Below are 24137 nucleotides of genomic sequence, written 5' to 3'. Positions count from 1 at the left end.
GAGGCATTTACATGCAGAATGAAGAAGGGTTTACCCTTTTAGAAATGTTATTAGTTATGGTCGTCATAACTGTACTATTACTATTAATTATTCCGAATGTAGTTACACAGCGTTCATCCGTCGAAGGAAAAGGATGTAAAGCCTATGTGAAATCTATAGAAGCTCAAATACAAGCATACCATTTACAACATAATAAAATTCCCTCGCTAAAAGAGCTAAGGGATGAAAAATATATTACAGCTGATGAGTGTCCGAATGGTGAAGCCATTCATATTTCAAATGATGGCACAGTAACAACTGGGAAACTGTGAAACAAAAAGGTTTTACTCTGTTAGAAATGCTACTCGTTCTATTTGCAATTTCTGTACTAAGTATGGTCACGTATTTTAACGTACATTCATTACATGAAAAACAAAAAGTGGAACAATTTTTAAGACAGTTTTCAAACGATATTTTGTATATGCAACAATTAGCGATAAACCGTCAAAAACACTATACATTACGATGGTATAAAGATAGACATACGTATTATATAGGGGAGCTAAGTGAGAATCTTACTATCATTAAAAGAGAATATGATAGCGATATACAAATTGATTTGAATACTTTTCCAAATCCGATGACATATAATCCGAGTGGAAATATTAATAGAGGTGGCACTATTTTACTTTCGTATCGAAGTTATAAATATGAGATTGTATTTCAGCTTGGGAGAGGGAGATTTACGTATCGTGAAATGTCAAAAAGGGTCAGTGATGGCTGAGATGCTTGTAGCATTAAGTATAGTAATGATGGCAGTATCTTTACTACTTCCGCAAACAGTATTCGTTATGCAAGAACGAAAAAACATACAAATTCGTTATAAAGCATTTGTATTATTAAAAAGGGAAGCAGCTTTATATATGTATGAGAATGGGGCGAAACGACCGCAAGAAAAAGTCGTAAACGGAAATGTATATTACACATATTGGGGAGGAAATGAAGTTTGTGCTATGTGGAAAGATGTGAAAGGAAGAATGATGGAACAATGCTTTTATGCAGGAGAAAAAATAAATTAGAAGTTGGGTTTACATTAATAGAAATGATCGTATGTTTTTTTCTGTTATCACTGTTCTTTTTACTCTTGCCACGTTTAAATTTTATTGGAATGGAAAACAACCAATCAAAAGGATTAAATAATTGGGAATGGGATGTGTTTATAGGACAAGTACAGTTAGAGTTTCGTAAAGTATCTTTTGTAGAAAAAATAGTCCCTGAAAATAAAGATAATCTTTTGCGCTTCCGTCTTCGCACTGGAGATGAAGTGACGTATGAAAAATTGAATAATCATCTTATAAGAAAAGTGAATATGCGCGGAAGAGAAGTTATATTGCAAAATGTTGAAATGGTTTCGTATGAAGTAACACCTCATTTGCTCTTTATAAATGTGAAAGATATGAGTGGGAAAATATATGAAGGTGTAGCTGTCAGGTATAGCGAAATGGAAATAAATATATGAGAAAACAAGATGGATTTACGATGCCAGGAACAATCATTTTTCTTGTATTATTAACTTCGTTCTTTGTATACGAAACGAATATGTTGCTTATAGATAAAAAATTTTATATTGAAATAGAGCAAAAGTTTGTACTGGAGGAACTACTAAATCGATCTATTACAAATATAAAAAAAGACTTACAGCAAAAAGAAAAGGAAGATACTTTTTTCTTTCAATATGAAAAGGGCGAAGCAAGTGGGAATTACGTCTTTGAAAACGATGTTATACTCGTTTCGTTGCAGTGCAAAATAAAACAAGAAGTTTTCTACAAGGTTAGTTTCCGGTATAGAAAAAAGGATGAGAAAATATTCGATTGGATAGAAGGATAGCATGTAAAATATACGGATGAAAACCATAATTTCTTATTTTAAAATAGGTTATTTTTTTATAGGAAATGGATAAATAAAACAATTGAAAGTTTAAATTTTCTCAAAAAAGAGAAAGGTAGAAAGAATATGATATATTCAAGCTATCCAAACATATTTTTTAGGGAGAATAGGGAAATGACAAATAACAATCAAATAGGTGAAAATAAGGAACAAACTATTTTTGATCATAAAGGAAATGCAATTATGACGGAAGATAGGGAAATACACATTATTTCAAAATTCGAAGAACCTCTTATTGTCGTGTTAGGAAATGTATTAAGTGATGAAGAATGCGACGAATTGATTGAATTGTCTAAAAGTAAAATGAAACGTTCTAAAGTTGGTTCATCACGTGATGTAAATGATATTCGAACGAGTAGCGGTGCATTTTTGGAAGACAATGAGCTTACTGTAAAGATTGAAAAACGAATTTCATCTATCATGAATGTTCCTGTAGCGCATGGAGAAGGATTGCACATTTTAAATTATGAAGTGGATCAACAATATAAAGCGCACTATGATTATTTTGCGGAACATAGTAGATCAGCTGCTAATAATCGTATCAGTACGCTTATCATGTACTTAAATGATGTAGAAGAAGGCGGAGAAACGTTCTTCCCGAAATTAAATCTTTCTGTGCACCCTAGAAAGGGAATGGCAGTATACTTTGAGTATTTTTATCAAGATCAATCACTAAATGAGCTTACGTTACATGGAGGGGCACCTGTAACGAAAGGTGAGAAATGGATTGCAACGCAGTGGGTGAGAAGAGGCACTTATAAGTAAAAACGTGTATGTGACGTTTTGTTCTTCATTGTACAAGGAGAACAAAACGTTTTTTTATTAAATAATGTAATCTTTCGTTATAATAACAAATAATAACGGATGATTGAGAGGAACGAACATGAAAACTATATACATAACCGGTTATATGGGAGCTGGGAAAACAACAATTGGAAAAGAATTAAGTAAAGAACTTCATATGGATGTTGTCGATACCGACCAAAAGATTGAAGAGAAGCAGGAGAAGGCAATTCGTGATATTTTTGCCGAAGAAGGGGAAATCGCTTTTCGGGAATATGAAAGTGAAATGTTACGTTCACTACCCAGTTGTAATGTAATTATTACAACTGGTGGTGGAATCATTGAGCGAGAGGAAAACCGAAAGTGGATGAAGGAAAATGGAACTGTCGTGTATTTATATTGTGATCCACATGTAATTGCAGAAAGGCTTCGTGAAGATACGACACGTCCACTATTTCAGAAGAAAGATATAGAGGCATTTGTGGCAAAATTTGAATCGCGCCGAGCTTATTATGAAGAGGCTCATATTCATATCGATACGACGAATAAATCGGTAAAACAAATCATGAATGAATTAAAAGAAAAGATTAATGAATAAAAAAGTGGACATACTAATCAAGTAGAGGTGATGATAATATGTCTACTAATGATTATGTTCGCTTTGTGACACAGCAGTTTGTGTCGTATATGGATGCTCCAAAAGAAGATCGTAAACAAAAGAAAGAACAACGCCGTGCTGAAAAAGAGCCATTTATGAATAAGTGGTTTGGTGTTATGCCGCTTAGTGCTGCTTTGTTTTATCGAAACGTAAAAAATAAAAGAAAAAAATCAAGTTAACGATTTCTTAATATGTGTAGTAAAATGAAAATCCCCTAGTAGTATGATGCTACTAGGGGATTTTCATTTACTGTACAGATTCTTTTTCTTCTGTAACAGCATGTATTTTGTTGTTTACCCAAACAAATCCAATTCCGATACAAATGGAAATGCCCCATCCAACAGCGGTCATAATCGCTCTCATTTCACCATAGCCATCTACACCGAAAACAGAGATGAAATAAATTTTTAAGAAGCTTTTTAATATGAATTGTAGCCCGAAAAATAGCGTTAAATATTTTAGTGCTGGATAGATACGACTATCACGATACAGTTCACGACTTTTATCACGGTCATGGCCTTGCAATGCGGCAATATCTGCTGCGAAATATAACATAAGTGGTTTTTTTATAAAAATGGTACATATAACGATAATACCGAGCACGATGTGATAATACGCATCGTTCCATAACATTCGTTCAGCTGATCCAGATAATAGGTCTACCGTTGTATTAGAAATGAGTGTAATTAAAATAAAGAATCCTGTTACGTTAAACTGTTTTTCTTTTTTAAAGGTATACAGTGTATAAATAATCCCCGGAACAGAGGAAAGTAACATCGCGTAATAAGGATCGATATAAGGTTTTGCAAATTTCCAAATGAGGAATGGGATTACGAGATAAAAGACAAGATCTAATATAGCTTTTTTATTTTGATTCATATAAATCCTCCTTAAGTCATACATATATTTTATAATATAATTTCTGAAAATTGTATAATGTTTAATGGGAAAAGAAAAAATATATCACTTTTTGAGGGATTAGTAGATTGAAAAAATTGCCCCTAGCGTAGTAAGTTTTTTTAGTATATAATAAAGGAAACGCTTTCATTTTTTGGTTTGTTCACAAAATGGACGGAAAATCACATATTTACTATCGATATGTTGCTTTATAATGAAACTAATTAAATATACATGCATACAATATTGTGAAATAAATAACATAAATAATCTATATAAATGTAAACGTTATCAAAATAGAGAGGTGGAGACAATGAGTAAATTTTTCTTCAATCATAATCCAGCAACAGTAGAGGATGGAAGGCTTGTTAAGTATGCTGAAATTATTTATGGAGAAGGTGGCCGTTCTGTATTAGAAAATTTAATGGTGAAGGCATCTATCAGATTGCGTGATCGTTATCCGAATAAATCTGACGAGCAGATCTCGAACCTCGTAAATAAAGGCATCCATGATATGTTTCAAAAATATGTGAGTGAGTAAGAGTAGCCAATGGCTGCTCTTATTTTTTTGTATAAGGATTGTATCTCTAGCTGAAAATAAGGATGTATTTTGAAAGATATAAAAAGGAGTGATAAAGATGAGTAATGGAATTGGTCGTTCAAAAGAAAATCTTCCAACTGATGCTAATCATGTGAGCGCAAAGGATCGTGCGCATCAAAAACGTATGGCAAAGCAAAAACAACAAGAGCGTAATGGCGATAGAGGATAACTCAAAAAAAGCTCCTTCTAAAACAGAAGGGGCTTTTTAAGAAAGAAAATGATTCGCGGTAACATAAAAGAGTCCGCCGTTAATAATTTGTACTGTAATGCGTGGTTCATATTGCTCTTGCAAGGCTTGTTTTTCAATTTCATAGCTTTCGGGGAGTTCATCACTTTCTTCATAAAAACGATTTAAAAGATCTAAATCGTGATTCCAGCGCACTCTTGCTTCTTTCGCCCACGTATGGTCATCTTCTGCAATAATATTTTTTAAAGCATCCTCTATACGTTGTAAACCGCTTTGCGGTTTAATGATAGGCGAGAGCGTAAAGCAAAAGTCAGGTATTTTCGGTGTAAGTTTAATTTTAGCTAATGTTTCATGAAAGTTTGCAATCATTGTGCCAGAAATGAGATGAATCCCAATGGAGTGAAGGATGTCTTTTTTTCGATCACATTGATAGGAAACTTTAATATTTACACCGAGCCAAGGATGGAGTGGTGTATGTGTCGCTCCGCTATGCCGTACTTCCTCATATAAACGTATGTAAGAGCCTAATTCTTTTGTCGTTTGGAAAATTTGATGAAGACGTGGTGAACCGTAGTGAATAAGCTCACCATCGCTTTCTTCACTTTCTGGATTTGTAAGAAGAGTAAGGCGCATCGGATTCGGTACGCCTCCTGTTTTCTCAAGATAGTGCCAATAAAAAGGACGGTTCATTAATAATTTATCCATCTCAATTGTTAACTGCACATCTAATAGATGAGGGGAGCGCTTTAAAATTTCGCAGTTATTCGCCTCAAAAAAATTGTATAAGTAATTATGAATTTCATGTTGCTGCATAGCCTTGCACCTCAGCTTCATTTCGTTTCGCGAAGTCGATAATAGATGTTAAGTTTTCCATCTTAATTCGGATTTCTCCTTCGCTTTTTGATTGCGCAAATATTTCTTGAATATGTGCGTCGATGTTTTTCATATTAATTCTCGTTAAAATTTCATCAAGTTCACCGATAACACGCTCAAATAAATTGATTTTTTCATATAACAGTTTCAAAATATGTTCTTCAACAGTATGTTTTGTAGCTAAGTTATAAATATGAACATCATTCTTTTGACCAAGACGGTGAATACGTCCGATTCTTTGTTCAAGACGCATTGGATTCCACGGTAAGTCATAATTAATCATATGGCTACAAAACTGTAAGTTAATCCCTTCACCACCAGCTTCGGTTGCAATTAATACTTGTGCGTGGTTTTGGAAAAGCTCCTTCATCCAATCTTTCTTCCCACGTTTAAACCCGCCGCGGAATGGAACGGAAGAAATACCGTGTTGTTGTAAAAACCATTGTAAATACATTTGTGAAGCTCTATATTCAGTGAAAATAATGACTTTATCGTCAATTTCTTTTATAAGTTCTAGTGCTTTATTCGCTTTTGAGTTGAAAGGAATATGATTAATTTTGTCCATTAGCACATCAATATGCGGGTCTTTTATGTAATGCTCATTTTCTTTCTGCCTTTTTTCCACATGTTTTTTTAATGAATAGTAAACAGCTTCACGACTACTACACGCTTCCCGTTTTAAAGTTAACGATGAGAAAGCAGATGTGAAGGCATCTTGTCCTCGCCAATTTTCAATACCATTATACAAAGCTTGCTCTTCTTCATTAAACTCAACAAAAATTGTACGTACATGTCTCTTTGGCCAATCAATTCCGGTATTATGACGTCGATTTCGGACCATCACTTTGTTAATAAGAGATTTTAAATCTTCATCAGATTCGGCGGAACGATTTTTTGAAGCATAATATTCTTCAAAGTTGGATTGATTGCCTAAATGTCCTGGCTTTAATAAAGAAACGAGGTTGAAAATTTCATCAATCTTATTTTGAACAGGCGTAGCGGTTAATAATAAGCAAAATTTCTTTTTTAATCGTTGTGCAAATTCATAGTTTTTTGTTTTATTATTTTTAAGTTTATGTGCTTCATCGATAATAATAAGGTCATATTCTAAATTCAAAACGATATCGCGATGCGGTGAACGTTTTGCAGTATCAATTGATGATACAATCACATCGGCTTGTTCCCACGAGTAGCTTTTCTTTTGGGCTACAGCTGGAATAAAAAACTTTGTATTTAATTCGTATGCCCATTGTGATACGAGAGAGGCAGGGACGAGTATAAGTACTTTTTTCACAAGGCCGCGGACCATATATTCTTTTAAAATCAGCCCAGCTTCAATCGTTTTCCCAAGTCCCACTTCATCTGCTAGTATCGCTTTACCATTCATTTGTTCAATGACATTTTGAGCGACTTCTAATTGATGAGGAAGTGGTGTGAAATGAGATAAATGCTTCGGTGCTTGTAATCCATCGAAAGTAGGAACAAGTAACGATTTTTCTGTTTTATAAGCTAAATGATATAAATCCCAATTTGTCCAAGGACCATCTTCGTTAATTCTATTTAAAAAATTGTTTTGCCACGTTCGATCTACGGAAATATCGACATTCATTACGACTCTCCCACCTTTTATAAACTAAAGTAATTATTAAAAAAATCTTTATTATATAAGCCTTGTAATAAGGCTCTATTACACTTGCTGAAAGTTAAAGAATAGGCAAAGATAAAGGGCTAAATTTTGAAAATTGTATTTAATAAGATTAAGAATGAAAAATTCTAAATTATTTTTTATGCTAGAATATTGATGAAATATAGCGAATAATGTTAGGATAATGGTGTGAAATGTGTGGAATCTTTCGTATTTTATCCAAGAAAGTGATTTTTTATTTACGCTTTCATAAAAAAATATAATGAGATTCCGTATATCCTATCTTTTCAGAGTGAAAATGTTTAGATATGGCGAGCAACTTTTATTGATTTGTCAAAGCATAAGGGGGAGAGAGCATGATTACATTACAACGTACACCGTTATTTGATGTATACGCGAAGTATGGTGGAAAAACAATCGACTTCGGTGGTTGGGAATTACCAGTTCAATTTTCAAGCATTAAAGAAGAACATGAAGCTGTACGTACGGCTGCAGGTTTGTTCGATGTGTCTCATATGGGAGAAGTTGAGGTAAAAGGTGTAGATAGTTTAGCATTTTTACAACGTGTTGTTACAAATGACGTTTCTACCTTAAAGGTAGGAGGCGCACAATATACAGCTATGTGCTACGAAAATGGTGGTACAGTAGATGATTTATTAATCTACAAACGTGGTGAAGAAGACTATTTATTAGTAATCAATGCATCAAATATCGAGAAAGATTACGAATGGTTAGCTAGCCATGTAATTGGCGATGCGACAGTAGTCAATGTTTCTAGTGAAGTTGCACAGCTTGCAATTCAAGGTCCAAAAGCAGAAGGCATTTTACAAAAAGTTGTGTCAGAAGATTTGAAAGAAATTAAGTTCTTTAAATTTAAAAACGATATTCTTGTAGATGGAATTCCAGCACTTGTATCTCGTACAGGTTACACAGGTGAAGATGGATTTGAAATTTACTGTAAGAGTGAAGATGCTGCAAAACTTTGGGAGAAACTTCTTGAAGTTGGAGCAGAAGAAGGCTTAAAAGCATGTGGTTTAGGTGCTCGCGATACACTTCGCTTCGAAGCAACATTACCACTTTATGGTCAAGAATTATCAAAAGATATTACACCGATTGAAGCTGGCATTGGCTTTGCGGTAAAACCAAATAAAGAAGCAGACTTCTATGGAAAAGAAACGTTAAAAGAGCAAAAAGAAAACGGTGCGTCTCGTAAGTTAGTCGGCATTGAAGTAATCGAACGTGGAATTCCTCGTACACATTACCCTGTATTTATTGGAGAAGAAAAAATCGGGGAAGTAACGAGTGGTACACAATCTCCAACGTTAAAGAAAAGCATTGGTTTAGCACTAATTGATGTAAAATACGCAGCAGTTGATACAGAAGTAGAAATTGAAATTCGTAATAAACGCGTCAAAGCAGTAGTTGTTCCAACACCATTTTATAAACGTTCAAAGTAACGGGGAGAGGGGTAGATTTCATGTTGCATCGTTATCTTCCAATGACAGAAGAAGACAAAAAAGAAATGTTACAAACGATCGGCGTTCAAACGATCGATGAGTTATTCTCTGATATTCCAGAGAGTGTTCGTTTTAAAGGGGATTTAAAAATTAAAGAAGCAAAATCAGAGCCGGAGCTTTTAAAAGAGTTAACTCAAATGGCTAGTAAAAATGCTAACTTAAAAGAATACGCTTCTTTCTTAGGAGCAGGTGTATACGATCATTACGCTCCAGTAATTGTAGATCACGTTATCTCTCGCTCAGAATTTTATACAGCTTACACGCCATACCAACCAGAAATTTCACAAGGGGAATTACAAGCGATCTTTGAATTCCAAACAATGATTTGTGAATTAACAGGAATGGATGTAGCAAACTCTTCTATGTACGACGGAGGTACAGCTTTAGCTGAAGCGGCAATGCTAGCAGCTGGCCATACTCGCAAAAAGAAAATCCTTGTATCTAGTGCAGTTCATCCAGAATCAAGAGCAGTACTTGAAACGTATGCAAAAGGTCAACATCTTGAAGTTGTTGAAATTAATCATAAAGATGGTGTAACAGATTTAGACGTATTACAAAGTGAAGTAGATGATACAGTTGCTTGTGTAATCGTTCAATATCCAAACTTCTTCGGACAAGTTGAAAAATTAGCTGATATTGAAAAAATCGTTCATCAACAAAAATCATTATTTATCGTTTCTTCAAATCCATTATCATTAGGCGCATTAACACCACCAGGAAAATTTGGTGCTGATGTTGTAATCGGTGATGCACAACCATTTGGTATTCCAACGCAGTTTGGTGGACCACACTGTGGTTACTTTGCAACAACGAAAGCATTTATGCGTAAAATTCCAGGACGTCTTGTTGGACAAACTGTAGATTCAGATGGTAAACGTGGATTTGTATTAACGTTACAAGCACGTGAACAGCATATTCGCCGTGATAAAGCGACGTCTAACATTTGTTCAAACCAAGCGTTAAATGCATTAGCAGCATCAGTTGCAATGACGGCACTTGGTAAACAAGGTGTGAAAGAAATGGCACGTCAAAACATTTCTAAAGCACAATATGCAAAACGTCAATTTGAAGCGAAAGGCTTCACTGTAACATTTGCTGGACCATTCTTCAATGAGTTTGTTGTAGATTGCAAGCGTCCAGTGAAAGAAGTAAACGATGCATTATTACAAAAGAATATTATCGGCGGTTACGACCTAGGCCGTGATTATAAAGAGCATGAGAACCATATGCTTGTAGCAGTAACTGAGCTTCGTACAAAAGAGGAAATTGACACACTTGTAAACGAAATGGGGGCTATCCAATGAAGAACCAAGACCAAGCACTTATCTTTGAAGTGAGTAAAGAAGGACGCATAGGATATAGCCTACCAAAATTAGATGTAGAAGAAGTGAAACTAGAAGATGTGTTTGAGAGCGATTATATTCGAGTAGAAGATGCAGAGCTACCAGAAGTATCTGAACTTGACATTATGCGCCACTATACAGCACTTTCAAACCGTAACCACGGTGTAGATTCTGGATTCTATCCACTTGGATCTTGTACGATGAAATATAATCCGAAAATTAATGAGAATGTAGCTCGTTTCGCAGGATTTGCAAATATTCATCCATTACAAGATGAAAAGACAGTACAAGGTGCAATGGAATTAATGTACGACTTACAAGAGCACTTAATTGAGATTACAGGTATGGATACTGTTACATTGCAACCAGCAGCGGGTGCACACGGAGAATGGACAGGTTTAATGTTAATTCGTGCATACCATGAAGCAAATGGTGACTTTAACCGTACGAAAGTAATTGTTCCTGACTCTGCTCACGGAACGAATCCAGCATCTGCAACTGTAGCTGGTTTTGAAACAATTACAGTAAAATCAAATGAACATGGTCTTGTTGACTTAGAAGATTTAAAACGTGTTGTAAACGAAGAAACAGCAGCACTTATGTTAACAAATCCTAATACATTAGGTCTATTCGAAGAAAATATTTTAGAAATGGCAGAAATCGTCCATAACGCAGGCGGTAAATTATACTATGATGGTGCAAACTTAAATGCGGTATTAAGCCAAGCGCGCCCAGGAGATATGGGATTTGACGTTGTGCATTTAAACCTTCATAAAACATTTACAGGTCCTCACGGCGGCGGTGGCCCAGGTTCGGGTCCAGTAGGTGTGAAAGCTGATTTAATTCCGTACTTACCAAAACCAATTTTAGAGAAAACGGAAAATGGCTATCACTTTAATTATGATCGTCCAGAAGCAATTGGGCGCGTAAAACCATTCTATGGTAACTTCGGAATTAACGTTCGTGCATACACATACATTCGTTCTATGGGTCCAGATGGACTACGTGCAGTAACGGAGTATGCGGTATTAAATGCGAACTATATGATGAGAAGATTAGCACCATTCTATGATCTTCCGTTCGATAGACATTGTAAGCATGAGTTTGTATTATCAGGTCGTCGCCAAAAGAAACTTGGCGTACGTACATTAGATATCGCAAAGCGCCTGCTTGATTTCGGTTACCATCCACCGACAATTTACTTCCCATTAAATGTGGAAGAATGTATTATGATTGAGCCGACAGAAACAGAATCAAAAGAAACATTAGATGGTTTCATTGATAAGATGATTCAAATTGCTAAAGAAGTAGAAGAAAATCCAGAAGTTGTACAAGAAGCGCCACATACAACGGTAATTAAACGTTTGGATGAAACATTGGCTGCTCGTAAACCAGTTTTACGTTATGAAAAGCTAGCTCCTGTACAAGTTTAATTAGAATAAAAAAGGAAGAACTCGCTATATGCGGGTTCTTTTTTTGTATGGAGAATTTGTCCCGCGATTTGCGGGCGGATAATCAATGGGGATGAACAAAAATCCCCCGCTGATTAAAGTTTCACTTTATGCAGAACTAGTGAAGAAAATGTTAAAATTTTATATTTTTTGTTTCATAATGGTGTAAAGAAGTAGTTTCATAGGTGATTTTGTTGAAAAAGTCAGTTTGATAAAAGTATTTATTTTTGTTAGAATTTTATTGAAATTAAGAAGATGCAATGAGATAGGAATGACTCATTTTTATGTATATGTGAAAAAACGAGCAAGTTGGGGGTGAAAATGTGGGATATCGGTGTTATAGAATGATATACCATTTAGAAAACGGAAAAACGATTAAAGATGTAAAAGAATTTTGTTATCGAGATCAAGGAAAAGTATTAGAAAGAGTAGCACATCGTGTAATGGATAATAGAGAAGTGACGGCAATTGATAAGAAAGGAACAATCATTTCAATAGCATGTGAGGACATTGTAAAGGTGGAACTTGATTACATAACAGAAAGTTAACCTTGAGTCATATCGAATTATTCGATACAATATACTGTTGAATGGTGACGAGAGAAGAGAGGAGTTTATTATGGGTAGTACAAGACACTTTTATATGTTTATCTTAGCGTTTGTTCTTGTTGTAGCATTAACGATTTATTTAATTGTTGATAGCACTTGGTACAACACAGTTCATCCGGCGTTCCTTCTGTTTATGTATGTAGGAATTGCGGTAGTGAGTTTCGGAATGAGAGATGAGATGTTAGATCGCTTTGAAAAGTGATACATATACGAAAGACCAACAGGAAAATGTTGGTCTTTTTTTCTTGCCAAAAATAGGATGGTGTGTATATACTGTGTATATAAGGTATATACAGTATATACACACTGGAGGAAAACATGAATATTATTATTTCGAATTCTTCCCAAGACCCTATTTATGTACAAATAAGAAAACAATTAAGCCAGCTTATTTTAAATGGTGGTTTAAAGGGTGGAGACCAATTACCGTCTATTCGTAGCTTAGCGAAGGAATTACAAATTAGTGTAATTACAACGAAGCGTGCGTACGAGGAGCTTGAAAAAGAAGGATATATAGAAACTGTTGCTGGGAAGGGGACTTATGTTTCACGTAAAAATAATGAACTACTAAAAGAACAAAGGCTTCGTCTATTGGAAAGTAAAGCGGAAGAGATTGTAAATGAAAGTAAAGCGTTGCAGCTTTCACTTGAAGATTTACAGCAGATGATTGCGTGTTTATATGAGGGGGAATAAGAGATGTTAGAGCTAAAAAATGTTTGTAAAAGTTATCAAGATTTTGCAGTGAAAAATATAAGTTTTACGTTACCACGCGGATATATTATGGGATTTGTCGGACCGAATGGCGCAGGGAAAAGTACGACAATCAAAATGATTATGAATTTAATTCGAAAAGATAGCGGCGATATAAAAATTTTTGGCAAAGACAATAAGAAAGCTGAAAAGGAAATAAAACAAAATATTGGTTTTGTATATGATGAAAACCATTACTACGAAGGTTTAACGTGTGAACAAATGAAACGTATTATTGCACCATTATATAAAAAGTGGGACGAAGAGCAGTATCAATCGTATATGCACAGATTACAAGTTCCGAAGTATAAAAAAATTAAAGAACTATCAAAAGGGATGAAAATGAAATTTGCGATTGCTATCGCACTTTCACATCACGCAGAGTTTATCATTATGGATGAACCGACAGCAGGATTAGATCCAGTTGTTCGAAGTGAATTACTTGATATTTTGCAAGAAATTGTAATGGAGGATGAAGTATCTGTATTATTCTCAACGCACATTACAACAGATTTAGAGCGCATCGCAGATTATATTACGTTCATCAATGATGGAGAAATTATATTTACTGGTGAGAAAGATGAACTAATGGAGAACTACGTAATCGTAAAAGGAAGTAATGATTTATTAGACCGAGAAGGAAAAGAATTATTTGTTGGATTACGAAAAAATAAATTTGGTTTCGAAGGTTTAGCGAAGGATAAACAAGCAATTATCGATTGGTTTGGAAATGAGGTTGTACTAGAAAAGCCTACATTAGATGATATTATCGTTTACACCGCAAAAGGGAGAGGTGCCTGTGCGTCAGCTCATATATAAAGATTTGTTCTTTTTTAGGGTAACGTGGTTAGTGAATCTAATTATGCCTCTTGTATTATTTATGTTAGATCCAAGTGGTGAATTGTTATTTTCGATGAGTTGTCTATTTATAACCCTTTCTTCCGTTATGACGTTAACTTTTATGGATGAAAGGAATAACAGTGACATTATTATAAATAGTTTACCGGTAAGCCGAAAGGATATCATAATTGCTAGATATGTTTCCAGTGCAATATTTATTGTTGTTGGCATACTCTCTACGATGTTAGTTGTTTTTCTTGTAAGAGGCATTGTGGTCATTGGTGATATCGGTGCCTATCATCCGAATCTATACATTGAAATTCCATGGTATGAAGTAATAAATGGAGCTGTTTACGCCGTATTTTTTGTTGTAACATTCTTTCCTAGTTATTATATTACAAGGTCAAAGATAGCACGAAGTATAGTGTCAGGAGCATCAATGGCAGTTGGTGGAATTGCTTGGATATTCATAGGAGATGGATTGGATGAAACAACACCTTCATTCATTGAGTGGATTATGAATCCAGTGCATATCGGTGTACTTATAGTTGGAGGAATGATATTAGCTAGTGTCTATATCGTTTCTATGTTTCTTACAATTAAAATTTATGAAGCACGTGATTTGTAGGGGAGGAATTGTATGCAACAGTTAATTTTGAAAGAGTTTTTCTTACAAAGAAAAATGTTTCTTATCTATTTAATCTTACCAATATACGGAGCATTCCAAAACACTATAGAACCATTTCAATTAGCATATGTTTGTTTTGCTATATGTCTTTTGATGATTTCAATCTCTTTATCAAATGAGGAGAAAAATAGTACGGAAAAAGTGTTAGTAAGTCTACCTTTTACTAGGAAAGATCTTGTCATTGCGAAATACATATCGACACTATTATTTATGGCATTCAGCTTAATCATTACATTCGTTTTCTTTGTACTACCTGTATTTGTATTAAAAGAAAATATAAATATTCCTTGGTATGCAGCATTTATAGCTATTTTCTTTTCTATTCTGTATGCTGTTATGATCCTTCCCATAAAATATAGTGAGGATAAGCGAATGGTTACTATGTTGGGATTAGTTATGCTTTTTCCTATAATAGGCTTACTAGGATTTATGTGCAATATATTTACGGATGAAAGGCTTATGCTAATAATTTTTCGAACTTCCGATGTGCTATTAGTCATAAGTATTTTAAGTATAGGCGCTTGTGTAAGTTATTTAGCTTCAATGTTTGTAGCTATTGTGAGTTTTAAAAAGAAAGAGCTTTAATCCTTCTTATATAAAAATTAATAAGTGATGTTAAGGAATTGGTTTAGTGAGGTGTAATACATGATTAAGCAACTAGTTTTAAAAGATATGATGTTGCAAAGAAAGTTGGGATTTATTAGTTTTATATGTTTGTTTTTCCTTACAATTGTTGATTTTGGTAGCGAAAATCTTCTTTTGAAGCTTAGCATATCTATACCTATCCTTGGAACAATATGGTCGACGAGTTATGAGGCTAGAAGTAAGAGTGAAAAAATATTAAATAGTTTACCGTTTGATCGTAAAGACATTGTCGTAGCAAAATACATATTTGTAAGCATTTTAGTTTTTTTAGGTGTGGTTTTCTCACTTTTAGTTGGTCTAATTCAGTTGCAAAATGAACATATAAATGGATTTATGCTGTGGGGAGCGATTCTTGGCGGAATAACGGGAGGATTGGTTTATAGCACGATCGTACTTCCAATTGAATTTTCGGTAGAATATAGCAGTTCGAAACAGGCTGCTTATTTTATGGGAATTATAGTTGGTGGATTAAGTGGAGTGATTGTAAGTAACGTCTGGTTAGATGTAGAAAATGCTTGGAACACGAGTTTAGTCGTAAATATTTGTTTTATAGCAGGGCTGCTTCTTTTATATGTTATGTCCATGTTTTTCTCAATTCATTTTTATAATGAGCGTGATCTGTGAGGGGGGAATAGCATTGAAACAACTAATTTTAAAAGATTTCATCATTCAATGGAAATTTTTAATTTGGTACATACTGTATCCTGTTTTCTTTTATATGGCCTTAACAGATACGAAAAATCTGTTCATAATTATGTCAGTAATTTTTACAATTGGGGCAACAGTAAAAACATTTGAAGCAGATAGTAAAAATGAGAGTGAAGTTATAGTAAATAGCTTACCAATATGGAGAAAACAAATTGTGTATGCAAAATATATAGTAGCAATGATTATTCTTTTTATAAGCGCAACGGTCGGTTGTTTCACGATGGGAATGAAGAGTGGGGTTAACCTATTTGAATTTATTGAAACGACAATGGTTGCTAGTATTAGCTTTATTTTAATGTATTTAAGTTTTGTTTTACCAATATCGTTTTGGTTAGCGTATAAAAAAACTATTTTTATTGCGATTTTTATATTGATAGCACCTATGGCTGTTTCCTCTATTTTCTTTGGAATCAACCTAGAACAAATTCAACTATATAACAGCATGTTATTCGTTAGTTCAATATGCATGTTCATAATATCTATCTTCGTTTCAGTCAAATTGTATGAGAAAAGAGAATTTTAAAAGGTGCCTTATATAAGGCACCTTCTTCAATAACGACAATATGAAAGTAAAAGTTTATAAACAGAGAGGCTATTCGGTACAACATCTTTTGGAGTATGTAATATAAAGCTGAAAATGATAACGAGAATGAGAAAGAAGAAAAATAAAAATAGGATCTGCTTATGTATAGAATTTTGCATATTATCCACTCCTTTTTTAGGTAGTATGTCCAAAAGAAAGGAGTGTATGAAAAATGTTAGGGGGAGAATGATGAACAAAAGAAAATGGTTATATAGAATAGGGGTACTTTTATTTTCAATCGGTCTCATATTAGCAAATTTCTATTCAGATATACCATCACCAATTCCTAATTTACATAAAGGAATTGGTATAAGTATTGTCATAGTTGGTCTTCTTTGTCTTATCACATCAAACTTCTACAGAAAGTCTGAATGAATGTAAAAAAGGACAGTTACTCTTTTTCAGAAGTACTGTCCTTTTTAAATAATTTATTCCATAGTTTGGCGATACTCCATATAATGACGATTGCAATGGAGGCAATAACTGACCAAGCAATAGATGCAATTTCAAGTGCCATGCTAGGAAGGAAGGTAAGAATGGATACTATTTTATGAAACAACCATTCTATTATATGAAAACTGATTTGCAATAGAATGACACTCCCGAGTGTAATCCATGCTAACATTTGTTTTCCTTTTTCTTTCCACATGACATTCACCTCACGTTAGCTTAATAGTTTTAAGCCAACAGCGCCGCATAGAATGCAACTTAAGAAGGCAAGACGACGCCAATCCGCTGATTCGCGGAAAATAAGAATACCTAGAAGTGCACTTCCCGCAGTTCCGATTCCAGTCCAAATCGCGTAAGCAGTTCCCATCGGTAACGTGTTCATCGCAAGGGATAAGAAGAAGAAACTTACGCCGAAGTTAGCGATTAAAATAACTTTTGGTGCCCAGCCTTTCTTTTCAGTGGCTACTTTCATAAAGAGTACACCAATAATTTCACAAATACCAGCTAGAATTAAAAATACCCAAGCCATTTTATGCGGCCTCCTTCGCTTCTTTTTCTTCTGTTACTCGTTTTAGCCCAATTACTCCGAAGAAGATTAAACCGATTAATAAAACTTTTACAATAGAGAAAGGTTCTCCGAAGACGAAAATCTCTGTAAGAACGATCCCACCAGCTCCAATTCCTGTAAAGACTGCATATACAGTGCCGACAGGTAAATCTTTATAAGCTCTAAATAATAAGACGAAACTAATTGTAATTAATAACGCAACACCAGCCCATTCAAGTGGTGCCCCCGCTTTTTTAAGTCCAATAACCCAAAAGATTTCAATAATACCAGCTATGATTACATAAATCCATGCCATATGTCATTTCTCCTTCCTACCAGTCGTTAGGTAAAGGGCTTAAAAACGACGCATTGCAAAGGAGCAATCCGTCAGTTTGAAAGACCTCGCCAAAATACTTGCCAAGAGGCGTTTAAACGAGTCTCAAAGCGATTTAAACCTGCGAATAGTAGTTCCACCATAAGTCCGTCCAGTAAGCATAGAAAAGCTTCTAGAGCGTCTTTTACTTCAATGTTATGCAGTTCACTTTGCTCGTTTGCCTGTTTAAATATAGGGAATAAAAGTTTTCCGACGTTTTCAATGTGTGCATTCGCTTTTTTGATAATTTGTACGCGGAATGCATCAGGCGGAAAATAAGAAGTTCGTAACCAAAACATTGATTCTTCACTTTCACCAAATCGTTTTGCGTAGCCCTTTAGTAACTGTAAGAGCAATTCTTCAGTAGACGAATTTGAAAATTTTTCGATATCGTCTGTGAAGCTCTGTAAATCTTTTTGAAGAGCAGATTCTAAACATATAAAATATAGCTCTTCTTTTCCTTTAAAGTGTGCGTAAATCGATGGTTTTTTAATCCCAACTTCTTGAGCAATATTTGCCAATGAAGTTCCTTCGTAGCCGTAGCGTGCGAAATGAGAAAGTGCTACAGCTTTAATGCGGTTTGCTGTCATTTTCATCCCCTACCTACCGTTCGTTAGGTTCATTATATGAGATGGAAAATATAAAGTCAATAGGTGAAGAGCTGAAAAAGAGCGCTACAGGTAACGCTCTTTTTTTAGACAGTATCTCGCTCAATTAAATGGAATGAAAGCTCTTCTGCCTTCCCGGCAATTTGCTCGCTTTGGATTTGTTTATGGAATAAAGAAAAAGCATGTGAGCCCATTGCGAGACCGGGGTGTTCAATTGTGGAAATTTCTAACGCCTTTGAAATTTCATGATTATCAAATCCAAGGATAGCAAGTTCTTCAGGGACCCGAATGCCATGTTTTCGCGCCTCTGTTAATAAACCAGCTGCAACTTGATCGTTCGCTGTAAAAATAGCGGTTGGGCGATTTTTCATGTTTAAAATGCGATGAAGTATTTTTGCACCATCCTGCATCGTATAGCATTGATGAAAAATCCAATCTGGATGTACCGTTTTACCTTCGTTATGCAGCGTATCAGCAAATGCTTTTTCGCGCTCCATAGAATTTGCACTCGTTTTTCTTGCTAAACAGATTCCGATTTTTTCATGGCCTTTACTGAGTAAATAGGCAGTGCCGAGACGGAAGCCTTCATAGTGATCTACGTAGACGGATGAAATGAGGGGATGCTTTATCTTTTCACATGAAATAATAGGGGCAAATTTTGCGAAAGGTTCAATTTGTTCCCAAGAACTCGTTCGAGAGCAAATAATCATTCCATCGAATTGTTTCATTTTCATCATTTCAAGAACACGAATCTCTTCGAGGCTATCGTAATTTGTTTGACATAAATTAATGTGATATCCAGCTGTTAACGCTTCGTTTCCGATTCCTTCAATAATTGTACTGAAGTATGGAAGATTAATGAAAGGGAGCATAACCCCGATTGTATATGTTTTTCCCTTTATTAAATGAATAGCATTTATATTTTTTGCATAGTTCAATTCTTCAACAGCATCTAGAACACGCTTACGTTTTTCTTCTTTTACGTAAGGGTGATTATTAAGGACGCGGGAAACAGTTGATATGGATACACCAGCGGTTTTTGCAATTTGTTTTATATTGGCCATATGTATCACCTCTCTCCCATATTATAAGGGGAAAATAATAAGAATGAAAAAATCTTGACCTGAAAAGCTTTTCACAAACTATGGTATGAATAAGGCTTCTTTTTATTCGCGTAACCTTTTCACTTGGGCGTAAGAATGATAGGGGTCTTTTTGTTTGCAAAATAGTTTTGTCAAAATGTGTGAGAATAACGTGGAAAGTTTTCAAAGGTGGAGTTTGGTAGCGAAGCGAATATGAAGAGCATATAAACGCTTCGTTCGTTAAGAGGGCGGTATGAAAGGGCGGAAACAAATTGAAAAAAAGAATCATTTGTTTCGTGTTTTCTAGTTTCGTACTAAGTTCATGTTCGTTTCAGCAAACGATGCAAGAAGAAAAACACTTTGTGGGAACAACAGGAGGAACTATGGATCGTGTTACGGATCCAATTCCGCTGAAGGAGCTTCCAAAATATTTTCCAGTGAAATTTAAAGTGCCAGCGTTTTTACCGTATGACATTACGAGTGATGTGAAGGGGGAAGTCAGAACGATTGGAAAAAAGAAGGCTGTTGTCATGATTAAATATAAACAGCAGGAGCCAGGTAGACATGAATATATTGAGTTAAATGTTGCGAACTTTCCTTATAGTTTTCCAAATCTCGTGGAAGAGAAGCGAGTTCAAGAACAAATGAAATTGAATAATGGAGCACTCGCTTATTTTAAAAATAAGGATGATTCTGAGCGAGGGGACGAATTTGCCACGCTTATCTGGAAAGAGAAAGGACTTGAATATCAGATTTTGTATCGTAATGCACAAGAGAATGATAAAGATGTGATTAAGCAAAATTTATTATACATTGCGAATAATATGGAATGAAAAAACTAGCTGAATGATTCAGCTAGTTTTTGTATGTTATTATTTCTTTTTAATTTTTCCAGTCCACGTTTTGAATCCACCTTGTAATTGGTAGAAATCTTTGTAGCCTTGTTTTTTTAAGTATTGAGCTGCACGACCAGTACGGAATCCGCTTTGGCAGTATAAGTAAACTGGTTGATCTTTGCGAAGTTCTTTATGACGAAGGCGAATTTGTGATAACGGAATGTTACGTGCGCCTAAAATATGTCCTGCAGTATATTCGTCTGCTTCGCGAATATCGATAAGCTGTGCTTTACGGTAGCCAGCGCGAAACTCTTCTTCTGAAAGTGTTTTAATTAATTTTCTCTGATAGAAATACATCCATACAGTGTAGCCGATGAACGCTACGATTACGGCTAATAAAATAATCCAAGTTGTTGACACGGTTCTATCGCTCCCTTTTTTCTTATCCTACTTTCAATATTATAATGCCCGTATGTATTTATGCAACAGATTCATTTGCATATAAGAAGAAATTTCGTATTCTTTCACAAATTTTGTCGAATTTGGTAGACTAGAGAATGTGAAAAATAATTGGTTATATGAGGTGCAGGATGGGAAAAGAAAAATGGTGTTATATTAACTCTGGTCAATGTTCACCGGCATTTAATATGGCGTTAGATGAATGTTTATTAAATTGGCAAAGTGAAAAGAAAATGCCACCAACCATTCGTTTTTATGAATGGGAAGTACCAACATTAACAGTTGGGTATTTCCAGCGTGTTGAAAAAGATATTAATATGGATGTAGTTAACGAAAAGAAATATGGATTCGTTCGTCGTCAAACAGGCGGCAGGGGTGTACTACATGATAAAGAATTAACGTACAGTGTTATTGTGTCTGAAGATCATCCAAATATGCCAAAAACAGTTACAGAAGCGTATCGTATTATTTCGCAAGGTTTATTAGACGGTTTTAAGGCATTAGGATTAGAAGCATATTATGCAGTTCCAAAAACAGAAGCAGACCGTGAAAATTTAAAAAATCCACGTTCAGGAGTATGCTTTGATGCACCATCTTGGTATGAAATTGTAGTAGAGGGAAGAAAAATCGCAGGTAGTGCTCAAACACGTCAAAAAGGTGTGATTTTACAGCACGGATCGATTCCGTTAGAAATAGATTTAGATGAATTATACGATCTGTTTTTATTCCCGAATGAACGTGTAAAAGAGCGTATGAAGAGTATGTTCTCTTCTAAAGCGGTAGCAATTAATGAATTAACAGACCGTACGTTTACAATTGAACAGTTAATTAAAGCGTTTGAGGTTGGGTTTGAAAAAGGATTAGATGTAGAGCTTGTTCCGTATGAATTAACAGAAGAACAGTTACATGAAGTGCAAACATTAGCAAAAGAGAAGTATGAGAGTAAGGAATGGAATTATAAAAAATAAGAGGTGGCAATTGCCACCTCTTATTATTTTATAGTAAATTAAGTACTTTTTCTACTTTGATTCCTTTATCTTGTAAAGAACGAAGGCGATTTACAACGTCCATAATTTCTTTGTCAAATGTAACGCTAATACCTTGGCTTTGTAGTTCTTTTTTTAAGCTTTCAATAGAATCATCTATGTCGATGCCAAGCTCGTAATCTTGACAAACTTCAATTGTCTTTTTCACAAGTTTCACATAATTTTCTTGTAGTTTTGTATTTGTTTCAGTCAAAGCAGGTTGCTTCGGTTTTGCAGGAGCGACCGGTGCTGTCTCTTGCTTTGTAACTGGAGTTGGTGCTGCTTTTTTCACAGGTGCTGGAGTAGATAATTCCACAGCTGCTTCTACACTTACTGGCTTCGGTGTCGGTACCGGAGTAGGTTTAGATGCTGCAGGTGTTTCTACTCGCGTAACAGGTTTTGGAGCAGGTGTAACTGCTTTTGGAGCTTCTACAACTACTTCTTTTTTCGGAGTAGCTTCTACAACAGTTTCTTCTTGCTCAGCAGCTTCTTTATTTTCTTTGCTCCACATAACGCGTTCAACTTCTAGAGAAACATTATTTTTGTTCATCGCTGTTAATGTAACTTTACCAACCTCAGCGTTCCCAGTGAAATCAACAATTTTATAAATAACACTCTTGTTCCAATCCACGTTTCCGCTCAAAAATAATTCTTCGTTACATTTCGGCGTTAAGCCCTCGATTTTAATTTCTGCGTTTACACCGTTTTCACTATATACCATAATTAGCGAAGCATTTACATCTTCGTCTGCTAACATTAGTTCACGTACCATTTTGCCGGTGCGTACTTGCGTTTTCTTCTTAACTGACATTTAATTTCTCCTCTCAAAAATTCAGTAATAATAAAAAAATCGTATAACGAAAAATAATTGCTCACGAAGATTTATGATACCGATAATAAAAGCATCACGTCAACAATTAACTTTAATTATTTTGCATTTTTCTTATTTTCTTTATGAAATTTTTCAATTTGTAAAATTAGACAGAAGAAAAACAGCCTTTTGAAAGGCTGTTAAAAATTTGATTTTTTATATAGTAATTTATATAAAACAAAAAATAAGATAGCGATTAAGGCGTTTTGCCAAAAGGTTAGATGATAAATGAGATAAGGTTGTTTTTTAAAATAAATATTTAAGAATATAGCGGAACAAAATGGGATAGCAAATGCGAATCCAAATAGAATTCTTCTTTTCCAATTCATTTTCTGATCAAAGGAGTACCGCTTTAATAAATATAAAATGAATAGTATACCTAGTATAATTATTGAAACCGACAAAGTAGTTCCAAGGATACTAAAAGGTGGACTTATTATTTCGGTGTTCTTTTCAAAAAAGAAAATGAAAAGAGAAGCAATGGTGTCCATTCCAAACTGTATAGCGAGAAGTAAGCTAATAACAAAGCCGATTAAAGAAGTTTTTTCTGACATTGTTTGAACCGGCAAAGCCGATATGAGTTCATCACAATAAGATTGTAAGTCATCACCAAAAATGTCATAAGCATTTTTATTTTCTGTTTGTGCTTCGATGAGATGGTCTAATATTTCTAGTAATAGTTCTTCTACTTGTTGTTCTGGCACGTTAGATAAACGAAGATAAACTAACATATCGCTATAAACAACTTCATTTTCAGGTGTTAGAAGTTCGCGTTTTTTGTTGTTCAATTTAATCATGTCTTGCGCATTCATCCTCATCACTCTCCCTGTAATAAATTGTTCACCGTTGTTGAAACCATTCCCCAGCTTTGTTTAAATTCTTCAAGCTGTTCTAATCCTTTATCGGTTACGTGATAATATTTACGTTTTGGACCGAGTGAGGAGGCTTTTAATGTTCCTTCAATCAATTTTTCTTTTTGCATACGTAACAATAACGGATATATGCTTCCTTCGCTTACGAATGTAAATCCGTGTTTATTTAATTTTGTACTCAGTTCATATCCGTACACTTCTTCTTGTGAAATGATGTATAGGATGYAACCTTCGAGCACACCTTTTAACATTTGGCTGTGCATGATTTCACCACCTTTTACTCAGGTAACTTGCGTTGCAAGGTAGCTGTT

The 24137-nt window shown here is 34.8% G+C and carries 36 protein-coding genes and 1 pseudogene; 24 read left to right on the top strand and 13 right to left on the bottom strand.

The window, feature by feature from the left end:
• The first annotated feature begins 11 nt into the window (after positions 1-11).
• The 8 genes from comGC (at position 12) to AC1DMU_RS02700 (ending at position 3546) form a co-directional block, all read left to right on the top strand.
• Positions 12-311: a competence type IV pilus major pilin ComGC gene (comGC, locus tag AC1DMU_RS02735; RefSeq protein WP_088064405.1), complete on the top strand. Its 300-nt coding sequence runs from the start codon at positions 12-14 to the stop codon at positions 309-311.
• On the top strand, positions 308-763 hold the full coding sequence (comGD, locus tag AC1DMU_RS02730) for a comG operon protein ComGD (RefSeq protein WP_000810391.1): 456 nt from the start codon (positions 308-310) through the stop codon (positions 761-763). The genes comGC and comGD overlap by 4 nt, the downstream gene beginning before the upstream one ends.
• Entirely contained in the window at positions 756-1058 is a 303-nt protein-coding gene (locus AC1DMU_RS02725; RefSeq protein ID WP_097889617.1) for a competence protein ComG, read from the top strand. The genes comGD and AC1DMU_RS02725 overlap by 8 nt, the downstream gene beginning before the upstream one ends.
• Entirely contained in the window at positions 1028-1498 is a 471-nt protein-coding gene (gene comGF, locus AC1DMU_RS02720; protein WP_098082024.1) for a competence type IV pilus minor pilin ComGF, read from the top strand. The genes AC1DMU_RS02725 and comGF overlap by 31 nt, the downstream gene beginning before the upstream one ends.
• Positions 1495-1866: a competence type IV pilus minor pilin ComGG gene (gene comGG, locus AC1DMU_RS02715; protein WP_046956345.1), complete on the top strand. Its 372-nt coding sequence runs from the start codon at positions 1495-1497 to the stop codon at positions 1864-1866. Before comGF ends, comGG begins: the two co-directional genes overlap by 4 nt.
• A gap of 174 nt (positions 1867-2040) precedes the next feature.
• Entirely contained in the window at positions 2041-2691 is a 651-nt protein-coding gene (locus AC1DMU_RS02710) for a 2OG-Fe(II) oxygenase (protein WP_046957539.1), read from the top strand.
• A 118-nt stretch (positions 2692-2809) separates the two neighbouring features.
• On the top strand, positions 2810-3307 hold the full coding sequence (locus tag AC1DMU_RS02705) for a shikimate kinase (protein ID WP_088064403.1): 498 nt from the start codon (positions 2810-2812) through the stop codon (positions 3305-3307).
• A gap of 38 nt (positions 3308-3345) precedes the next feature.
• Positions 3346-3546 (top strand): YqzE family protein, encoded by a 201-nt coding sequence (locus tag AC1DMU_RS02700; RefSeq protein WP_000106081.1) that lies wholly within the window; start codon positions 3346-3348, stop codon positions 3544-3546.
• A 67-nt stretch (positions 3547-3613) separates the two neighbouring features.
• On the opposite strand, the gene AC1DMU_RS02695 is transcribed toward AC1DMU_RS02700, so the two are convergent.
• Positions 3614-4246, bottom strand: coding sequence for a VC0807 family protein (locus AC1DMU_RS02695; RefSeq protein ID WP_088064402.1), 633 nt, complete (start codon positions 4244-4246; stop codon positions 3614-3616).
• Positions 4247-4386: 140 nt separating this feature from the next.
• Positions 4387-4504 (bottom strand): annotated as a pseudogene (locus tag AC1DMU_RS02690) (GTP pyrophosphokinase).
• Positions 4505-4577: 73 nt separating this feature from the next.
• Here AC1DMU_RS02690 and AC1DMU_RS02685 point away from each other — a divergent pair.
• Entirely contained in the window at positions 4578-4805 is a 228-nt protein-coding gene (locus tag AC1DMU_RS02685; RefSeq protein WP_000032702.1) for a hypothetical protein, read from the top strand.
• Between the two features lie 97 nt (positions 4806-4902).
• Positions 4903-5034 (top strand): hypothetical protein, encoded by a 132-nt coding sequence (locus AC1DMU_RS02680; protein ID WP_000064661.1) that lies wholly within the window; start codon positions 4903-4905, stop codon positions 5032-5034.
• Between the two features lie 36 nt (positions 5035-5070).
• On the opposite strand, the gene AC1DMU_RS02675 is transcribed toward AC1DMU_RS02680, so the two are convergent.
• Both AC1DMU_RS02675 and AC1DMU_RS02670 read right to left on the bottom strand, forming a co-directional pair.
• Positions 5071-5865: a YqhG family protein gene (locus AC1DMU_RS02675; protein ID WP_001183978.1), complete on the bottom strand. Its 795-nt coding sequence runs from the start codon at positions 5863-5865 to the stop codon at positions 5071-5073.
• Positions 5852-7534: a DEAD/DEAH box helicase gene (locus AC1DMU_RS02670; protein ID WP_046956347.1), complete on the bottom strand. Its 1683-nt coding sequence runs from the start codon at positions 7532-7534 to the stop codon at positions 5852-5854. Before AC1DMU_RS02670 ends, AC1DMU_RS02675 begins: the two co-directional genes overlap by 14 nt.
• Before the next feature lie 392 nt (positions 7535-7926).
• Between AC1DMU_RS02670 and gcvT the strand changes: the two genes are divergently transcribed.
• The 12 genes from gcvT (at position 7927) to AC1DMU_RS02610 (ending at position 17078) form a co-directional block, all read left to right on the top strand.
• On the top strand, positions 7927-9027 hold the full coding sequence (gene gcvT / locus AC1DMU_RS02665; RefSeq protein WP_046956348.1) for a glycine cleavage system aminomethyltransferase GcvT: 1101 nt from the start codon (positions 7927-7929) through the stop codon (positions 9025-9027).
• A 20-nt stretch (positions 9028-9047) separates the two neighbouring features.
• Positions 9048-10391, top strand: coding sequence for an aminomethyl-transferring glycine dehydrogenase subunit 1 (gene gcvPA / locus AC1DMU_RS02660; RefSeq protein ID WP_000903246.1), 1344 nt, complete (start codon positions 9048-9050; stop codon positions 10389-10391).
• Entirely contained in the window at positions 10388-11863 is a 1476-nt protein-coding gene (gene gcvPB, locus AC1DMU_RS02655; protein WP_000795689.1) for an aminomethyl-transferring glycine dehydrogenase subunit 2, read from the top strand. Before gcvPA ends, gcvPB begins: the two co-directional genes overlap by 4 nt.
• A gap of 362 nt (positions 11864-12225) precedes the next feature.
• Positions 12226-12429: a DUF3929 family protein gene (locus AC1DMU_RS02650; protein ID WP_000639158.1), complete on the top strand. Its 204-nt coding sequence runs from the start codon at positions 12226-12228 to the stop codon at positions 12427-12429.
• 70 nt (positions 12430-12499) lie between these two features.
• Complete coding sequence (locus tag AC1DMU_RS02645; RefSeq protein ID WP_000535935.1) at positions 12500-12691, top strand: hypothetical protein; 192 nt, start codon at positions 12500-12502, stop codon at positions 12689-12691.
• A gap of 116 nt (positions 12692-12807) precedes the next feature.
• Positions 12808-13182, top strand: a complete 375-nt coding sequence (locus AC1DMU_RS02640; protein WP_001021351.1) for a GntR family transcriptional regulator — start codon at positions 12808-12810, stop codon at positions 13180-13182.
• Positions 13183-13185: 3 nt separating this feature from the next.
• Positions 13186-14058 (top strand): ABC transporter ATP-binding protein, encoded by an 873-nt coding sequence (locus AC1DMU_RS02635; protein ID WP_088064401.1) that lies wholly within the window; start codon positions 13186-13188, stop codon positions 14056-14058.
• Entirely contained in the window at positions 14039-14707 is a 669-nt protein-coding gene (locus AC1DMU_RS02630; protein ID WP_088064400.1) for an ABC-2 transporter permease, read from the top strand. The genes AC1DMU_RS02635 and AC1DMU_RS02630 overlap by 20 nt, the downstream gene beginning before the upstream one ends.
• A gap of 12 nt (positions 14708-14719) precedes the next feature.
• Positions 14720-15352 carry an ABC-2 transporter permease gene (locus AC1DMU_RS02625; protein ID WP_088064399.1) on the top strand — a complete coding sequence of 211 codons (633 nt, stop codon included), beginning with the start codon at positions 14720-14722 and terminating at the stop codon, positions 15350-15352.
• A gap of 60 nt (positions 15353-15412) precedes the next feature.
• A complete protein-coding gene (locus tag AC1DMU_RS02620; protein WP_088064398.1) occupies positions 15413-16036 on the top strand; it encodes an ABC-2 transporter permease in 624 nt (207 codons plus the stop codon).
• On the top strand, positions 16020-16643 hold the full coding sequence (locus AC1DMU_RS02615; RefSeq protein WP_033662759.1) for an ABC-2 transporter permease: 624 nt from the start codon (positions 16020-16022) through the stop codon (positions 16641-16643). The genes AC1DMU_RS02620 and AC1DMU_RS02615 overlap by 17 nt, the downstream gene beginning before the upstream one ends.
• Positions 16644-16892: 249 nt before the next feature.
• Positions 16893-17078 (top strand): hypothetical protein, encoded by a 186-nt coding sequence (locus tag AC1DMU_RS02610; protein WP_141542702.1) that lies wholly within the window; start codon positions 16893-16895, stop codon positions 17076-17078.
• A gap of 16 nt (positions 17079-17094) precedes the next feature.
• On the opposite strand, the gene AC1DMU_RS02605 is transcribed toward AC1DMU_RS02610, so the two are convergent.
• From AC1DMU_RS02605 to AC1DMU_RS02585, 5 genes are all read right to left on the bottom strand, one after another.
• Entirely contained in the window at positions 17095-17352 is a 258-nt protein-coding gene (locus AC1DMU_RS02605; protein WP_087985176.1) for a DUF3975 family protein, read from the bottom strand.
• Positions 17353-17367: 15 nt separating this feature from the next.
• Positions 17368-17682, bottom strand: coding sequence for a DMT family transporter (locus tag AC1DMU_RS02600; protein ID WP_000312623.1), 315 nt, complete (start codon positions 17680-17682; stop codon positions 17368-17370).
• Between the two features lies 1 nt (position 17683).
• Positions 17684-18016 carry a DMT family transporter gene (locus AC1DMU_RS02595; RefSeq protein WP_088064396.1) on the bottom strand — a complete coding sequence of 111 codons (333 nt, stop codon included), beginning with the start codon at positions 18014-18016 and terminating at the stop codon, positions 17684-17686.
• Positions 18017-18087: 71 nt separating this feature from the next.
• Complete coding sequence (locus AC1DMU_RS02590; protein WP_141474868.1) at positions 18088-18669, bottom strand: TetR/AcrR family transcriptional regulator; 582 nt, start codon at positions 18667-18669, stop codon at positions 18088-18090.
• 98 nt (positions 18670-18767) lie between these two features.
• On the bottom strand, positions 18768-19745 hold the full coding sequence (locus AC1DMU_RS02585; RefSeq protein ID WP_001273975.1) for a LacI family DNA-binding transcriptional regulator: 978 nt from the start codon (positions 19743-19745) through the stop codon (positions 18768-18770).
• 314 nt (positions 19746-20059) lie between these two features.
• Here AC1DMU_RS02585 and AC1DMU_RS02580 point away from each other — a divergent pair, with 314 nt between their 5' ends.
• A complete protein-coding gene (locus AC1DMU_RS02580) occupies positions 20060-20596 on the top strand; it encodes a DNA polymerase III subunit delta (protein ID WP_141555585.1) in 537 nt (178 codons plus the stop codon).
• 39 nt (positions 20597-20635) lie between these two features.
• On the opposite strand, the gene AC1DMU_RS02575 is transcribed toward AC1DMU_RS02580, so the two are convergent.
• Complete coding sequence (locus AC1DMU_RS02575; protein WP_000108656.1) at positions 20636-21019, bottom strand: rhodanese-like domain-containing protein; 384 nt, start codon at positions 21017-21019, stop codon at positions 20636-20638.
• Positions 21020-21189: 170 nt separating this feature from the next.
• Here AC1DMU_RS02575 and AC1DMU_RS02570 point away from each other — a divergent pair, with 170 nt between their 5' ends.
• Complete coding sequence (locus AC1DMU_RS02570; protein WP_000514071.1) at positions 21190-22026, top strand: lipoate--protein ligase family protein; 837 nt, start codon at positions 21190-21192, stop codon at positions 22024-22026.
• A gap of 28 nt (positions 22027-22054) precedes the next feature.
• On the opposite strand, the gene AC1DMU_RS02565 is transcribed toward AC1DMU_RS02570, so the two are convergent.
• The 3 genes from AC1DMU_RS02565 to AC1DMU_RS02555 all read right to left on the bottom strand — a co-directional run bounded on the left by AC1DMU_RS02565 (position 22055) and on the right by AC1DMU_RS02555 (position 24089).
• Complete coding sequence (locus AC1DMU_RS02565) at positions 22055-22894, bottom strand: hypothetical protein (protein WP_000111931.1); 840 nt, start codon at positions 22892-22894, stop codon at positions 22055-22057.
• Positions 22895-23094: 200 nt separating this feature from the next.
• The gene (locus tag AC1DMU_RS02560; protein WP_141542701.1) at positions 23095-23766 is read right to left on the bottom strand and encodes a DUF1129 family protein; all 672 of its coding nucleotides are present in this window, start codon (positions 23764-23766) and stop codon (positions 23095-23097) included.
• A gap of 5 nt (positions 23767-23771) precedes the next feature.
• Complete coding sequence (locus tag AC1DMU_RS02555; protein ID WP_476941465.1) at positions 23772-24089, bottom strand: PadR family transcriptional regulator; 318 nt, start codon at positions 24087-24089, stop codon at positions 23772-23774.
• Positions 24090-24137 lie beyond the last annotated feature (48 nt).

It is taken from the genome of Bacillus sp. 01N45 (genome assembly GCF_056399205.1).
The sequence above is the reverse complement of the archived record's forward strand: the minus strand, read 5'-3'. Positions and strand labels throughout refer to the sequence as shown.